The 15,535-nt window shown below is 42.3% G+C and carries 13 protein-coding genes and 1 tRNA gene; 10 read left to right on the top strand and 4 right to left on the bottom strand.

Annotated features, from left to right (window positions below):
* The first annotated feature begins 3 nt into the window (after positions 1-3).
* The 4 genes from uvrA (at position 4) to whiA (ending at position 5,913) form a co-directional block, all read left to right on the top strand.
* Positions 4-2,880: an excinuclease ABC subunit UvrA gene (gene uvrA, locus DNL43_RS11025; protein ID WP_179286809.1), complete on the top strand. Its 2,877-nt coding sequence runs from the start codon at positions 4-6 to the stop codon at positions 2,878-2,880.
* Positions 2,881-3,049: 169 nt separating this feature from the next.
* Positions 3,050-3,934, top strand: coding sequence for an RNase adapter RapZ (rapZ, locus tag DNL43_RS11020; RefSeq protein ID WP_056981110.1), 885 nt, complete (start codon positions 3,050-3,052; stop codon positions 3,932-3,934).
* Complete coding sequence (locus DNL43_RS11015) at positions 3,934-4,938, top strand: gluconeogenesis factor YvcK family protein (RefSeq protein ID WP_056981112.1); 1,005 nt, start codon at positions 3,934-3,936, stop codon at positions 4,936-4,938. The genes rapZ and DNL43_RS11015 overlap by 1 nt, the downstream gene beginning before the upstream one ends.
* A 30-nt stretch (positions 4,939-4,968) precedes the next feature.
* Positions 4,969-5,913 carry a DNA-binding protein WhiA gene (whiA, locus tag DNL43_RS11010; protein ID WP_056981114.1) on the top strand — a complete coding sequence of 315 codons (945 nt, stop codon included), beginning with the start codon at positions 4,969-4,971 and terminating at the stop codon, positions 5,911-5,913.
* Positions 5,914-6,019: 106 nt separating this feature from the next.
* Here the strand turns inward: whiA and DNL43_RS11005 are convergent, their stop codons facing one another.
* From DNL43_RS11005 to DNL43_RS10995, 3 genes are all read right to left on the bottom strand, one after another.
* A complete protein-coding gene (locus DNL43_RS11005) occupies positions 6,020-7,033 on the bottom strand; it encodes a zinc-dependent alcohol dehydrogenase family protein (RefSeq protein ID WP_179286812.1) in 1,014 nt (337 codons plus the stop codon).
* Between the two features lie 110 nt (positions 7,034-7,143).
* Positions 7,144-7,919 (bottom strand): IS5 family transposase gene (locus DNL43_RS11000; RefSeq protein WP_094753971.1). Its coding sequence is split into 2 segments (ribosomal slippage): positions 7,144-7,592 and positions 7,592-7,919, totalling 777 coding nucleotides; the frame shifts between segments, so codons are not numbered across the junction.
* 207 nt (positions 7,920-8,126) lie between these two features.
* Positions 8,127-8,720: an ATP-dependent Clp protease proteolytic subunit gene (locus DNL43_RS10995; RefSeq protein WP_054769855.1), complete on the bottom strand. Its 594-nt coding sequence runs from the start codon at positions 8,718-8,720 to the stop codon at positions 8,127-8,129.
* Between the two features lie 215 nt (positions 8,721-8,935).
* Here DNL43_RS10995 and DNL43_RS10990 point away from each other — a divergent pair, with 215 nt between their 5' ends.
* On the top strand, positions 8,936-9,868 hold the full coding sequence (locus tag DNL43_RS10990) for a VOC family protein (RefSeq protein ID WP_054769854.1): 933 nt from the start codon (positions 8,936-8,938) through the stop codon (positions 9,866-9,868).
* 157 nt (positions 9,869-10,025) lie between these two features.
* Here the strand turns inward: DNL43_RS10990 and DNL43_RS10985 are convergent.
* Positions 10,026-10,097, bottom strand: a tRNA-Arg gene (locus tag DNL43_RS10985).
* 263 nt (positions 10,098-10,360) lie between these two features.
* Between DNL43_RS10985 and gap the strand changes: the two genes are divergently transcribed.
* The 5 genes from gap (at position 10,361) to DNL43_RS10960 (ending at position 15,512) form a co-directional block, all read left to right on the top strand.
* Positions 10,361-11,371, top strand: coding sequence for a type I glyceraldehyde-3-phosphate dehydrogenase (gene gap / locus DNL43_RS10980; RefSeq protein WP_054769853.1), 1,011 nt, complete (start codon positions 10,361-10,363; stop codon positions 11,369-11,371).
* Between the two features lie 102 nt (positions 11,372-11,473).
* Positions 11,474-12,688: a phosphoglycerate kinase gene (locus DNL43_RS10975; protein ID WP_054769852.1), complete on the top strand. Its 1,215-nt coding sequence runs from the start codon at positions 11,474-11,476 to the stop codon at positions 12,686-12,688.
* A 130-nt stretch (positions 12,689-12,818) separates the two neighbouring features.
* Positions 12,819-13,577, top strand: a complete 759-nt coding sequence (gene tpiA / locus DNL43_RS10970; RefSeq protein ID WP_054769851.1) for a triose-phosphate isomerase — start codon at positions 12,819-12,821, stop codon at positions 13,575-13,577.
* Between the two features lie 102 nt (positions 13,578-13,679).
* Positions 13,680-14,999 carry a phosphopyruvate hydratase gene (gene eno, locus DNL43_RS10965; protein ID WP_056982882.1) on the top strand — a complete coding sequence of 440 codons (1,320 nt, stop codon included), beginning with the start codon at positions 13,680-13,682 and terminating at the stop codon, positions 14,997-14,999.
* Positions 15,000-15,095: 96 nt separating this feature from the next.
* Positions 15,096-15,512 (top strand): hypothetical protein, encoded by a 417-nt coding sequence (locus tag DNL43_RS10960; RefSeq protein ID WP_054769530.1) that lies wholly within the window; start codon positions 15,096-15,098, stop codon positions 15,510-15,512.
* Positions 15,513-15,535: the final 23 nt, after the last annotated feature.

The following is a 15,535-nucleotide window of genomic DNA, read 5'->3' as shown; positions in this document are numbered from 1 at the left end:
ATATTGGCAATGAATAAGATCGTCATCCGTGGGGCGCGTGCCCACAATTTAAAAAATATTAATGTGACTATCCCAAAAAATAAGCTGGTTGTCATGACCGGCCTGTCAGGATCTGGAAAAAGTTCATTGGCATTTGATACGCTATACGCTGAAGGCCAGAGAAGATACGTTGAAAGTCTGTCTTCGTATGCCCGTCAATTTTTGGGACAAATGGATAAGCCGGACGTTGATTCAATTGACGGCTTAAGTCCAGCCATTTCAATTGATCAGAAGACAACTTCCAAGAACCCCCGATCAACAGTTGGAACGGTGACCGAAATTAATGATTATTTCCGTTTGCTTTGGGCGAGAGTCGGGGTTCCAATCTGTCCAAACGATGGATCGGTTATTTCCAGTCAGTCTGTTGACCAGATGATTGATCAGGTGATGAAATTGCCCGAAAGAACCAAAATGCAAATTTTATCTCCAATTATTCGTGGTAAAAAAGGTCAGCACAAGAAGATTTTTGAAAAGATCAAGCGTGAAGGTTTCGTCCGAGTACAAGTCGATGATGAAACCTATGACATTGACGAAGTTCCTGAACTGGATAAAAATAAGAGCCACGATATTAACATTATTATTGACCGGATTATCGTTAAAGACGGCATTAATAACCGGCTATCGGATTCGCTTGAGGCAGCCCTGAGGTTAAGTGGTGGATACGCCGTTGCCGACTTCTTGGGTAAACGGGATCCAATGATCTTTTCAGAGCACTATGCCTGTCCAATTTGTGGGTTTACCGTTGGTGAATTGGAGCCACGACTCTTTTCATTTAATTCACCGCTTGGTGCCTGCCCGGACTGTGATGGCTTGGGGATGAAGCTGGAAGTTGATGAGGATTTAGTGGTCCCTGATCGGACCAAGACATTGGCAGCGGGCGCATTAGCTCCTTGGAACTCCGCTAGCTCCAAATGGTATCCGAATATGCTCAAGCAGGTCTGCGACGCTGAAGGAATTGATATGGACGTTCCTTTCAACAAATTACCGCGATCACAGCAAAAATTTGTTTTGTATGGTTCAAAGACCAAGTCATTTCACTTTGTCCTTCAAAGCGACTTTGGTGGAATCAGGGATGTTGACGGCCCATTTGAAGGGGTCATCAACAACGTTGATCGCCGATACCACAACACCAGCAGTGACTTTACCCGCGACAATCTCAGCCAATATATGACTGAGCTTACTTGTCAAACTTGTCATGGTTACAGGCTTAATCGCAAAGCTTTGGCTGTTAAAGTCGGCAAAGAAGACATCGCTCAGATTTCTGCCTTGGACGTGACTGCTGAATTAAACTTCTTCAAGTCTTTGACTTTTGGCGACCAGGATACAATGATTGCCAAGCCGATCATTAAAGAAATTACCGATCGTTTAACCTTCTTAAGAAACGTGGGTCTTGATTATCTGACATTGTCGCGTTCAGCTCGGACATTATCCGGTGGTGAAGCCCAACGAATTCGATTGGCAACTCAAATTGGTTCTAATTTGACTGGGGTTCTCTATATTCTTGATGAACCTTCAATTGGCCTTCATCAACGTGATAACGATCGATTGATTGCGTCACTCAAAAAGATGCGTGACTTGGGGAATACCCTGATCGTTGTTGAACATGACGAAGATACCATGCGAGCCGCTGATTATATTGTTGATATTGGTCCTGGCGCCGGTCAAAAGGGTGGCCGGGTAATGGCTGTTGGAACACCTGAAGACATTGAAAAGGTGCCAGAGTCGATTACCGGCCAGTATTTATCTGGCAAACGTTTCATTCCAGTTCCGGATAAGCGCCGAAAAGGCAATGGCAAAAAGATTCGCCTGACTGGTGCTTCGGAAAACAATTTAAAGAATCTGACCGTTGATTTTCCACTCGGAAAGATGGTCGTTGTAACCGGGGTTTCCGGATCAGGTAAGTCAACTTTGGTCAATGATATTTTGAAAAAAGCATTGGCTCAAAAGCTGAATCATAATTCTGAAAAGCCCGGTAAGTATAAATCAATTTCCGGTTATAAAAATATCGAAAAGATTGTTGATATTGACCAAACCCCAATTGGCAGAACACCACGTTCCAACCCGGCGACTTACACCGGTGTTTTTGATGACATTCGGGGTTTATTTGCCAATACCAACGACGCCAAGCTTCGGGGCTTTAAAAAGGGCCGTTTCAGCTTCAACGTCAAGGGTGGCCGTTGCGAAACCTGTCATGGAGACGGGATCTTGAAGATTGAAATGAACTTTCTTCCTGACGTTTATGTCCCATGTGAAGTTTGCCATGGCAAGCGATACAATGCTGAAACTTTGGAAGTTGAGTATAAAGGTAAAAATATTGCTGATGTGCTGGATATGACGGTTGATGAGGCTGTTGACTTCTTCAGTGCCATCCCAAAGATTGCCCGCAAGCTGCAAACCATCAAAGATGTTGGTTTAGGTTACGTCCATTTGGGCCAGCCCGCAACAACTCTCTCCGGTGGGGAAGCGCAACGTATGAAGTTAGCTTCAGAGCTTCATAAGAAAGCAAATGGTCAGAACTTCTACATTTTGGATGAGCCAACCACTGGACTCCATAGTGAAGATATTCGTCGTTTATTGGGCGTTCTTCAAAAGCTGGTTGATCAAGGGAACACCGTTTTGATCATTGAACACAATTTGGACGTTGTTAAAAGCGCTGATTACCTGATTGATTTGGGGCCTGAAGGTGGTGACGGTGGTGGCAACATCGTCGCTACCGGAACCCCTGAACAGCTTTGCAAAGTTCAGGAAAGTTACACCGGTCAATATTTGAAGCCCGTCCTTGAACGAGATAAGAAGTTAACCAAGCAAGCTGAGAAACGTGCAGTTAAAGCAACTAAATAAAACTATAAAAATTTGTTGACCATTTCCGTTTAATTTTTGGAAATGGTCTTTTTGTATGGTGTGATAGCGTAAATGGCCCATAAAAGCCGGTTTAATGACTCACTTGGTTTCACATGACACGCCCGGTATGTTATACTGTTTGAAGTTCGTTATACGAAAGGAAATCATTATGGCCGTAAATAACCAATTCGTTATTATTACTGGAATGAGTGGTGCCGGTAAAACTGTTGCAATGCAGAGCTTTGAAGATTTGGGCTACTTCTGTGTTGATAACATGCCACCGACACTTTTACCGAAGTTTAAAGAATTAATCCATATGGAACGTGATATTAATAAAATTGCGTTGGTAATGGATTTGCGTTCGCAGGTTTTTTATGATGAAGTTATTGATATGTTCAATGATTTGAGAAAGAGTGACGCCAATAATGTTGACATCATTTTCCTTGATTCATCTGACCAAAAGCTGGTTTCCCGTTATAAAGAAACCCGTCGTGCTCATCCACTTGCCAGAAATGGCCGTGTGATTGATGGCATTAAAAAAGAGCGGGAATTGCTCGATAACGTTAAAAAAGCCGCTGACATGGTGGTGGATACAACCAATATGTCGCCTCGTCGACTAAGAGAAGAGGTTTTTCACAACTTTGAATCCACAGACGAGACCCATACCTTCCATGTCGAAGTGATGTCATTTGGTTTCAAGTATGGTTTGCCGCTGGACGCCGACATCGTGATGGATGTTCGGTTTCTGCCCAACCCGTATTACGATGCCAAAATGCGGTATAAAACTGGACTTGATAAACCGGTAAGAGATTACGTCATGCATTCTGAAGGTGCCAAAGAGTTTTATAACAAGCTTTTAGACATGATGGAATTTACTTTGCCCGGTTATAAAAATGAAGGCAAGGCGAGTTTGACAATTGCAATTGGCTGTACCGGTGGTCAACACCGTTCAGTTGCAATTGCCCAACGCCTTGCAAATGATTTGAAAGATAAGTATCCGGTCAATATTACTCATAGAGATATTGATCGGCATAAGACCAAGGAGGGTAATTGATGCTTGATGCACTGCATACTCACCGGCCGCGGATCGTTGTGATTGGTGGGGGAACTGGACTGCCGGTTATCCTCAAGAATTTGCGGAACCGGAATGTTGATATCACGGCAGTTGTCACTGTCGCTGATGATGGAGGTTCCTCAGGAATTCTTCGAAATTATATTAACGTTGTGCCGCCTGGAGATATCCGAAACGTGATGGTGGCTCTTTCAGACATGCCTGAACTGTATTTGGATTTGTTCCAATACCGGTTCAAGAGTTCTGACCAATTTTTTGCCGGCCATGCTTTAGGAAACTTGATTATTGCTGCTCTTTCAGAAATGAAAGGTGGAATTTTTGATTCGGTTCAAATTCTCAGCAAAATGCTGCATGTTGACGGCCACATTTATCCGGCTGCCAACGAACCGTTGGAGCTGAATGCCGAATTCAGTGATGGCACGACTCTCAGCGGTGAATCAGAAATTACTGCTGCGGGCAAGCTGATCAAGCGGGTCTGGGTGGAAACCAATGATGATTCCCATAAACCGGAAGCTGTTTCTCAAGTGATCGACGCAATTATGAATGCCGATCAAATCGTCTTGGGACCCGGAAGCCTGTTCACCAGTATTTTACCTAATTTAATGATTGAAAATGTGGGTGAGGCTTTACGTCAGACTCACGCAGATATTGTTTATATTTGTAACATCATGACTCAAAAGGGTGAAACTGAAAACTTTACCGAAGCGGATCATGTCCGGGTATTGAACCAACACTTGGGGATGAACTTTATTAACACCGTTTTGGTTAACATTAAAGAAGTTCCATCCGAATATATTGATCACAAGAAGTGGAATGAAGTTTCGCAGCCGGTTAAACACGACTTTGCGGGATTGCGTACCATGGGCTGCCGGGTTATTTCAGCGGATTTCTTAGAGCTGAAAGATCGTGGTGCCTTTCATAATGGTCAAGAAGTTGCCGATGAATTGATGAACCTGATCGGTCGCTCACTGGATGATGATAAATAGTCTGCACAATTTAGAAGAGGAGGGGATCAAATGTCATACGCAAGTGAAGTCAAAAAAGAATTAACTTCTTTGACTGTTCACCGGGATAACGCCAAGGCTGAGTTGATGGCCCTGATTAGGATTAATGGTTCCCTTTCAATTTCAAATCATCATTTTGTGTTGAATGTTTCATCTGAGAATCCGGCGATTGCCCGAAGAATGTATAAGTTGCTTTCCAAATTTTACGGAATTACCGGTGAGCTGAGTGTTCGTCGGAAAATGAAATTAAAGAAAAACAATCTGTATATTTTACGAGTTGAAAACAAGGCGACTTCGTTACTGGATGATTTGGGTATATTTGACGGGGCTTCGATTGTTGAACGGGTACCAAGTCACATGCTCACGGAAGATTCACAAATCCGCTCGTATTTGCGGGGCGCATTTTTAGCCAGTGGATCCGTCAATAACCCCGAAACATCCCGATATCATTTGGAGATTTATTCCCTGTATGAAAATCATAACGAGATGATCGCTGAAATGATGAACAAGTATCATCTTAAAGCACGAACAACTCAGCGCCGCAGCGGGTATATTACTTACCTTAAAGAAGCTGAAAAAATTGCTGATTTTCTACAATTGATTGGTGCCACCAGTTCGATGCTGAAGTTTGAGGACATCCGTATTGTCCGGGATATGCGTAATTCAGTTAACCGATTGGTGAACTGTGAAAATGCCAATTTGAACAAGGTTGCCAATGCCGCCAGTAAGCAAATCGAAAACATTAAAATGATTGATGACATGATTGGGCTCAATAAGTTAAATCCAAAATTGGCACAAGTAGCCAGAGCCCGGCTCAAGCATCCTGAAGTCAGCTTGAAAGAATTGGGTGATCTCGTCGAAGGGGGACCTATTTCCAAGTCCGGTGTTAATCATCGATTGCGAAAGATTAATGAATATGCCGGTAAGCTTGCTCAGGGACTGGAACCAGAATTATAAGCGTTTAAAAAATTCTATATGTACTTAAATGAGGAAGATAACAAAACATCAAGTTTTGTCGTCTTCCTCATTTTTAATGCCTTATTAAATTATTGTTGAAAATCGTTTATCCTTTGCTTACTCGCAATACACAAGCACCACGGATATCGCCCTTGGAAATATACTTAAGTGCTTCGTCGGCTTTGGCCAATGGGTATTCAGTGACTTCAGGATGAATGTTCAATCTGTCAGCCAAGGTCAGAAATTCCTCGCCATCACGACGGGTATTACTTTCAACACTGGTTAAGTTCTTTTCGTGGAAAATGTGGGATGGATAACTCATTTGTGGGATATTTGTTGAATGAATGCCGGCCATTGCCAAAGTGCCACCTGGCTTGAGAGCTTCCATGGCCTTTGGAACAACGTCGCCAACAGGGGTGTAGTTAATTGCCGAATCCAATTTAACGGGTGGCATATCATAGGTTCCACGAGCGGATGCAACTCCTAACTGAAGGGCAAACTTCTTTGCGTCTTCACCACGAGTCAATACATGAACCTGAATGCCTTGTTTCATCGCAATTTGAGCAGTTAAGTGAGCAGAGCCGCCAAATCCATATAGACCCAAGGTACCACCTGCAGGGACGTTGGCCCGTTCATATGCCCGGTAACCAATAATGCCTGCGCAGAGCAGTGGGGCAGCTGTTAATGAATCAAAACGAGCTGGAATTCGGTATGCAAAGCCTTCTGGAACGGTGACGTATTCTGCATAACCGCCGTCATGATCCCAGCCGGTATATAAGGAATTAGGGCAGAGATTTTCACGACCGGAACGGCAATACTCACATACGCCGCAGGTCCAACGCAACCATGGAATGCCAATTCGATCACCTAATTTGAAGCGGCGGGTTTCGTCGCCCATTTTAACGACTCGACCAACAATTTCATGTCCGGGTGTCAGGTTCTTTTTGTGAACGGGAAGATCGCCTTCGGTGACGTGCAAATCAGTGTGACAGACACCGCAGGCAATGACTTTTACCAATACTTCGCCGCGCTTTGGTTCTGGCACGGGTTTGGTTGTATAACGCAGCGGTGACACATCGCCATCGATTGGGCCTGGTTTAACAATTTCCCAAGCCTTCATTTCGGTTGGAATTGATGTTTCGCTAGTCGGATTTTCATTTGTTTTAGTATTCAATATTAATGACCTCGATTCGTCAAAAACTTTCATGTTAACTAGGGTCTGTCTGGAAACTATTTAAGCCAAATCAAAATTGAAGCAATGTAAATGGTTTGTAGAAAAACATGCACTAGTTTATCATATCGCGTCGCAATCCGCCGGTAATTCTTCAATTGATTAAAGTAATTCTCGATCAAATGGCGTTCACAATAGACGTAATAATCACAATCCCACTTGTCTTGGGCATTACTTTTAGGTGGAATCGTATATTGACCGCCTTCAGCTTCAATATACTGGCGCAGTTCCTTAGTCCCATAAGCTTTATCGGCAATCAGATTAACGCCGGCTAAAGCTAATTGTCGCAGTAATGGTTCAGCTGCCCGACTATCATGAACTTGGCCGCCGGTAAGGATAAAACATAATGGATTTCCAAGGCCATCCACCACCGCATGAATTTTAGTGGTTCGACCACCACGGCTTAGACCGATGGCTTGATTCTCAACGTCACAGCGGGCGTTTTTTTAGCGCCCGTGGCCTTTTGATGAGCTCGAATGCTAGTTGAATCGAGGCTGATATTTTCCATATCCGGTTCATCGATCAAATCCTTAAAGATCCGTTCAAACAAGCCGGCATCAACCCAACTACGATAACGACTATAGCTGGTTTTCCATGAACCGTATCGTTCAGGAATATCACGCCAGGTGGCGCCACTTTTTAGCAACCAGAGAACCGCATTAAAAACTTGGCGATTAGGTATTTTAGGTGGGCGTCCGGTTTTATAGGGCGGAAAACGGTCCTCAATCCGGGCCCATTGCTCATCAGTAATTTCATAACGTTTCGGAATTGTCATCGGCGAAAACCTCAATTTGTTTTTTATCAAGATTATACACGATTATTTTGTTTCCAGACAGACCCTAATTAACTAACTACATCTTTATTCTAGTCGGTCATTTTGCTTTTATCAATTAGGTACATTTTGAGACAAAAAAATGACCCAAATCTCATCATGAGGTTTGGGTCATTTAAATTAGAAACGTTATTTAGTTAAAAAGCCAAATTACTGTTTCTCTGCGCTGCTTGTCATGATACCATCCAAAAGTCCATAATCAACGGCTTCTTGAGCAGTGAGGTAATTATCACGCTCAGTATCCTTGTTGATCTTTTCAATTGGTTGGCCGGAATTCTCGGCTAAGAGATTATTGATCATCTTACGAGCTTTTAAAATTTCTTCGGCAGCAATTTCAATTTCGGTTTGTTGACCTTGAGCACCACCAGATGGTTGGTGAATCAAGACTTGGGCATGTGGCAATGCAAATCGCTTACCCTTTGCTCCAGAAGAAGCAAGAACGGAAGCCATTGATGCAGCCATTCCCATAACGATTGTCTGAACATCTGCTTTAACAAAGTTCATTGTATCGTAAATGGCCATGCCTGAGGTGATAACACCACCAGGTGAGTTAATGTAAAGGTAAATATCTTTTTCTGAGTCTTGAGCATCCAAGAAAAGTAATTGGGCAATGATCGCATTAGCCATGTCGTCTTCGATAGGGCCTGATAACATGATAATTCGGTCTTTTAGCAAACGTGAATAAATATCATACGCACGTTCACCGCCTGCGGATTGTTCAATGACGGTTGGCACTAAATTCATTCAAGATGCCTCCTTAATAGGTTTTATGAAAGATGGTATGAACCAAGTTCATGTAAATATAATAGTGTATTGGTCAAAAAAGGTCAAATATTTTGCTCAGTTAACTATTCATGTGCCATTTTTAGGGTGATAGTCATAAGTGCTTATTATAAGAAAGCGGATTCATTCGTGATACAATAGCGGTAACAAGCAAAGGATGAACCAGGAGGATAGCTATGAGGACTCATCACATTTCACTATTGACTAAAGATGCTCAGCAGAATATTGACTTTTATACTCGGGTTTTGGGCATGCGATTGGTCAAAAATACCGTTAATCAAGAAAACATTCGTATCCGCCACTTATTTTATGGAGATTATCTGGGAACGCCCGGATCAGTCGTCACCTTTTTCGTGGTGCCGTTACTTGGTCATCGAACGGATGGAAAACATTTCTTTAATAACATTAAGCTTTCGGTTCCAAATGGCAGTATTGATTTTTGGAAAGAACGGCTGAGTGAGCATTCTGTTGATACCGAAGATATTCAAAATGGCATTAAGTTTGCGGATCCTGATGGTGTCGAAGTGAAATTCCTGCAGACTTCCGAAATTTTGACTGATATGCGGGTAGTGCCTGATAACGGCATTCCGGCAGATAAGCAAATTACTCATCTGATGGGAACCGAACTTCACGTTCCGGATCCGGAAGCCACTGCCGCATTCTTCCATGATTGGTTGGGGATTCCTGTAACAAATAACGTGGTTCAATTGGAAGACCAACAATCGATTGAGCTGTTTGAAAGTGATCAGCAAGATGTCCGGACCCGGTTTGGGAGGGGAAGCATTGATCATTTTGCTCTTCAGGCACCAACCAAGGCGGATTTGTTCAAGTTCTGGGATATTGCCAAAGAACAGCATTTGAACATTGAGGAATATGCCGACCGTGGTTGGTTCAAGAGTTTGTATGTGCGTGATCCCGGTGATAACCGAGTTGAAATTGCGACAACTTCTCCAGGCTTCAGTTTGGAAGAACCCATTTTGACAATGGGGCAGGGGTTGTCACTGCCACCAAAATTTGAATCCCAGCGACAAGAGATTATGGATTTTTACGCTAAAGAAGGCGTTGATTTTACAGAAGGTGTCCGTGAACCGACTTCGGTTCCGGATTAAACCAATAAAAAGACTCGAGAAAATTGATTTCTCGAGTCTTTTTTATTGAAAGATTGTGAAGAATGACAGCCCATTATTTTCAACAAAATATTTGTGGAAAGTCATTACTAATTTCAGTAAAATGACGCTTATTAATTCCCAAAGTGGTATACAAAAATGCGCCCGGGGGGAATCGAACCCTCATTTCAAGAACCGGAATCTTACGTGCGATCCATTACACTACGGGCGCAACTTCCTATACCAATATACTAGAAAGTGAGAACATTTTCAAGCAGAAAGAAAATTTCATCGTGAAAACGTTTACTAAAATCAATTGCATTGCATTTCTCCGGTGGTCTGCTATACTCGATTTTGGGTAATATTGTATGGTTACTCGATGCGCACTTTGAACTATCGTTCACAAGGGTGCTGACTTTGTTTTCAATTCGTGGTACGATTAACACTGTACTACGTATTAATATTTTCTTATTTCCTAAAGGAGGAAAACTTAGTATGACTGTAAAAATTGGTATTAATGGTTTCGGCCGAATTGGTCGTTTGGCTTTCAAACGGATTCACGAATTGCATTCAAGCGAAATTGAAGTTGTTGCAATTAACGATTTGACTACTCCTTCAATGTTAGCTTATTTATTGAAGTATGATTCAACCCATGGACGTTTCCCTGGTGAAGTTTCAGCAACTGACAAGGGTATCGTCGTTGACGGTAAAGAAATTCCTGTATACTCAGAAAAAGATGCTGCTAACCTTCCTTGGGTAAAGAACGATGGTGTTGACTACGTACTTGAATGTACTGGTTTTTACACTTCAGAAGAAAAGGCTCAAGCACATATCAAGGCCGGTGCAAAACGTGTCTTAGTTTCAGCTCCTGCTGGTGCTGTTAAGACTGTTGTTCCTGGTGTTAACTTGGACATCCTTGATTCAAACGATGTCATTGTTTCTGCCGGTTCATGTACTACTAATTGCTTGGCACCAATGCTTTACTTCTTGAACAAAGACTTCGGTGTTAAAGTTGGTACTATGACTACTGTTCATGCATTCACTGCATCACAACAAATTCTTGATGGACCTAAGACCAAGAAGCGTCGTAACAACCGTACCGCTAGTGCTAACACTATTCCTCATTCATCAGGTGCTGCTAAAGCTATTGGCTTGGTTATCCCTGATCTTGACGGAAAAGTTATGGGTCATGCCCAACGTGTTGCCGTTGTTGATGGTTCATTAACTGAATTAGTTACTGTACTTGACAAGAAAGTTACAGCTGACGAAGTTAACGAAGCTATGAAGAAGCACACACTTAACAACGAAGCATTTGGTTACAATGCTGACGAAATCGTTTCATCAGATATCATTGATGATCCTCATGGTTCAGTATTTGACCCAACTCAAACTGAAGTTACTACTGCCGGTGACAACCAATTAGTTAAGACTGTTGCTTGGTACGATAACGAATGGGGCTTCACTTGCAACATGGTTCGTACCTTGTTGAAGTTCGCTTCACTTTAATAATTAATTCATGCAATCGGCGGAGGAGGGTGCCTTCTCCGTCTTTTGTTATCTCGGTATGTTCTACAAATCACAATCAAATGATTTTAGGAGGTTTCAAAATTGGCAAAATTAACAGTCTCTGATTTAAATCTTGAAGGTAAAAAAGTTTTGATGCGTGTCGACTTTAACGTTCCTATCAAGGATGGCGTTATTGGTGACGACAACCGTATCCAAGCCGCTTTACCAACTATTAAGTACGTATTGGATCACAAGGGTAAAGCAATCCTTTGCTCACATCTTGGCCGAATCAAGAAGGAAGACGACAAGAAGGGCCTTTCATTACGCCCAGTTGCAGAACGTCTTTCAAACTTGCTTAACAAGCCAGTAATCTTTGTTCCAGTTACTGAAGGTAAACAACTTGAAGATGCCATTAACAAGATGGATGACGGCAGTGTTCTCTTATTTGAAAACACTCGTTATGAAGATGTTGTTAACGGTGAATACGTCAAGCGTGAATCAGGTAACGATCCTAAATTAGGTGAATACTGGGCTTCACTTGCTGATGAATTCATCAACGATGCATTTGGTACTGCTCACCGTTCCCACGCTTCAAACGCCGGAATTGCTGAAGCAATGCACAAAGCTGGCAAGCCAGTTGCTGCCGGTTTCCTTATGGAAAAGGAAATCCAGTTCTTGGGTGAAGCTGTTAATAATCCAAAGCGTCCATTTGTTGCCATCCTTGGTGGTGCCAAAGTTTCTGACAAGATTGGTGTTATCGACAACTTAATCGACAAAGCCGATAAGATTATTATCGGTGGTGGAATGACTTACACATTCTACGCAGCTAAAGGCATCAAGATTGGTGACTCACTTATTGAAAAAGATAAGATTGATGTTGCCAAGCAAATCCTTGAAAAGGGTGGCGACAAGATCGTTCTCCCTGTTGATAACGTTGTTGCCAAAGCATTTAAGAACGATGCTGAACACAAAGTTGTTGAAGGAGACATTGATGACGGCTGGATGGCTTTGGATATTGGTCCTAAGTCAATTGAAGAGTTTGAGAACGTCCTTAAAGATGCCAAGACCGTTGTTTGGAACGGCCCAATGGGTGTCTTTGAAATGCCTAACTACGCTCAAGGAACCCTTCGAATTGGTAAATTCCTTGGTACATTAAGCGATGCAACAACCATTGTTGGTGGTGGTGATTCAACTGCCGCTGTTAAACAATTAGGCGTTGCTGACAAATTGACCCACATTTCTACCGGTGGTGGTGCTTCACTTCAATATCTTGAAGGTAAAACACTTCCTGGTATTGCAGCCATTGATAACAAGTAACATTGAAGGAGTCCGCTTTTTAGCGGGCTCCTTTTAAATTATTAAGAATTGGTATAGGAGAAAAATGTGGCTTTTGAAACCGGTTTTAGTTACAATGGCATTAAGTTAAAAAATGTAAAGGATGATTCGTATGAGAATTCCGTTCGTTGCGGGTAACTGGAAGATGAATTTATCAGTTGCAGAAGCCGTCAAATTTCTTCAAGATATTAAGGGCAAGCTTCCCGACCCTAAAATTACTGAGACTTGTATTGCAGCCTCGCCATTATTCCTGGAAAGTATGATCAAGGAAAATGGTGATTCACCTCTCATTATTTCAGCAGAAAATTGCTTTTATGAAGATGAGGGTGCCTATACAGGTGAGACAAGCCCCAAGGCACTTTCTGAAATGGGCGTGACCCACGTGATTATTGGTCATTCGGAACGGCGAAAATATTTCAACGAAACCGATGACATTATCAACAAAAAGGTTCACGCAGCATTTCGTAATCATCTCACGCCAATCATTTGTTGTGATGAAACGATGAGCAGACGTGAATCTGCTGATCGGATTTCATGGGTGGTTAGTCAAGTGACCAATGCCTTGAAGTCAGTGACACCAACTCAAGCAGAGAAAGTGATCGTTGCTTATGAGCCAAGCTGGGCAATTGGTAGCGGTAAGACTGCCAGCAGTGATGAAGCTGAAGAGGGCTGTTATTTGATTCGTCAGACCATCTCGGATTTGTATGGGGATGACGTGTCTGATCAGGTCCGGGTTTTGTATGGCGGCAGTGTTAACGACGATAATGCCGATGATATCCTTGCCCAAACAGATATCGACGGTGTATTAGCAGGTGGAGCCAGCTTGAAGCCGGATTCATTTTTGAAACTTGCAAACTTTTTGCAAAAATAGTTAAATTCGCCGATTTGTGTTGAAAGTTCGGCCGGAAACTAATAGAATTAAAGTTGAACCTTGTACAAAAGGTCACAACTTTCGCTAAGGAGAGAAAAAAACATGTCAATTATTTCTGATATTTATGCTCGTGAGGTTCTAGACTCTCGTGGTAACCCAACTGTTGAAGTTGAATTATATACTGAAGCAGGTGCAATGGGCCGTGGAATCGTACCTTCAGGTGCTTCAACTGGTGAACACGAAGCCGTTGAGCTCCGTGATGGTGACAAGGATCGTTACATGGGCAAAGGCGTTACAAAAGCCGTTGACAACGTTAATAACATCATCGCTAAAGAAATTGTTGGCTACGATGTTACCGACCAATTGGCTATTGATAAGGCCATGATTGAATTGGATGGTACTCCAAACAAGGGTAAGTTAGGTGCTAACACTATTTTAGGTGTTTCATTAGCTGCTGCCCGTGCTGCTGCTGACGAATTGGAAGTTCCATTGTATAACTACCTTGGTGGTTTCAATGCTCACTTACTTCCAACACCAATGCTTAACGTTATTAATGGTGGTAAGCATGCCAACAATAAGGTTGATTTCCAGGAATTCATGATCATGCCTGTTGGTGCTCCATCAATTAAAGAAGCTATCCGTTGGAGTTCTGAAACATTCCATAATTTGAAGAACTTGTTGAACGAACGCGGATACTCAACTGCTGTTGGTGATGAAGGTGGATTTGCACCTGATTTGAAGAACAACGAGGAACCATTTGAAATCCTTGTTGAAGCTATCCAACGTGCAGGTTACAAGCCAGGTAAAGACATTGCTATTGCCTTTGACTGTGCCGCATCAGAATTCTACAATACTGAAACTAAGAAGTACGACTTGAAGGGTGACGGAAAGTCATACACTGCTGATGAATTTGTTAGCTTGCTTGAAGGCATCGTTGACAAATACCCAGTTATTTCAATCGAGGATCCTCTTGATGAAAACGAATGGGCTGATTGGCAAATGGCTACTAAGCGCCTTGGCAAGAAAGTTCAAATCGTTGGTGATGACTTGTTCGTTACTAACACTGATTACCTTAAGAAAGGTATCAAGATGGGCGTTGCCAATGCTATCTTAATCAAGCTTAACCAAATCGGTACTTTGACTGAAACTGTTGAAGCCGTTGAAATGGCCAAAGAAGCAGGTTACACTGCTATCATTTCACACCGTTCTGGTGAAACTGAAGATACTACTATTGCTGACTTGGTTGTTGCTCTTAACGCTGGTCAAATTAAGACTGGTTCAATGAGCCGTGGCGAACGTATCGCTAAGTACAACCAATTGATGAGAATTGAAGACCAACTCGGTGACGTTGCCGATTACAAAGGAATTCACTCATTCTACAACTTGTCAGAACAAGCACGTCAAGACATTTTGAACAAGTAATTTTAAAAAAAGTCGCTTAGGCGGCTTTTTTTATACATAAAAATCCGCCATTTTGCGTATCTAGTTTATATCATGCAAAAAATGGAGGATTTTATTTTGAAAAAAGCAATTTTATTATCAGTTTCGTTGGGTGTATTGGGCGCTGCAAGTCCGGTGGTGGTTCAGCAGGATGTGCGGGCAAATGCAGACACTGTGAACCAAGCCCCAGGAACCGTGAATGTAACAATCCATAAGGTATATCATTCAAGGGGCATTTTTGGGACACACCAAGACAATCAAGGTTTTGATCAGTCCGTCACTCTCGATCCAAGAAAGTCTAATGAAATATACTTAGACGACGAACCGGATTATAGTCCTTCCCATAAATCTATTAAGGTTGACCCCATGTCAACAAGAGAAGTAGTTGTTGACTATTACGCGACGCCAGCAAAAGTACAAGTAAAGTTTGTAGATGTTACTGGCAAAATAATTCGAGATCCAAAAAATTATGACAAATGTACCTTGCACGGGTAGTATATTTTAAAATCTGAAATTAC

The organism is Lentilactobacillus kefiri (assembly GCF_009739535.1).
GTDB classification, from domain to species: Bacteria; Bacillota; Bacilli; order Lactobacillales; family Lactobacillaceae; genus Lentilactobacillus; species Lentilactobacillus kefiri.
The sequence above is the reverse complement of the archived record's forward strand: the minus strand, read 5'-3'. Positions and strand labels throughout refer to the sequence as shown.

Bases quoted from the DNA above. Each gene is read 5' to 3' on its own strand.
- DNL43_RS11005 (WP_179286812.1), bottom strand. From the start codon at position 7,033: ATGAAGGCTTGGGAAATTGTTAAACCAGGCCCAATCGATGGCGATGTG.
- DNL43_RS10995 (WP_054769855.1), bottom strand. From the start codon at position 8,720: ATGAATTTAGTGCCAACCGTCATTGAACAATCCGCAGGCGGTGAACGT.
- eno (WP_056982882.1), top strand. From the start codon at position 13,680: ATGTCAATTATTTCTGATATTTATGCTCGTGAGGTTCTAGACTCTCGT.
- DNL43_RS10990 (WP_054769854.1), top strand. From the start codon at position 8,936: ATGAGGACTCATCACATTTCACTATTGACTAAAGATGCTCAGCAGAAT.
- gap (WP_054769853.1), top strand. From the start codon at position 10,361: ATGACTGTAAAAATTGGTATTAATGGTTTCGGCCGAATTGGTCGTTTG.
- rapZ (WP_056981110.1), top strand. From the start codon at position 3,050: ATGGCCGTAAATAACCAATTCGTTATTATTACTGGAATGAGTGGTGCC.
- DNL43_RS11015 (WP_056981112.1), top strand. From the start codon at position 3,934: ATGCTTGATGCACTGCATACTCACCGGCCGCGGATCGTTGTGATTGGT.
- tpiA (WP_054769851.1), top strand. From the start codon at position 12,819: ATGAGAATTCCGTTCGTTGCGGGTAACTGGAAGATGAATTTATCAGTT.
- whiA (WP_056981114.1), top strand. From the start codon at position 4,969: ATGTCATACGCAAGTGAAGTCAAAAAAGAATTAACTTCTTTGACTGTT.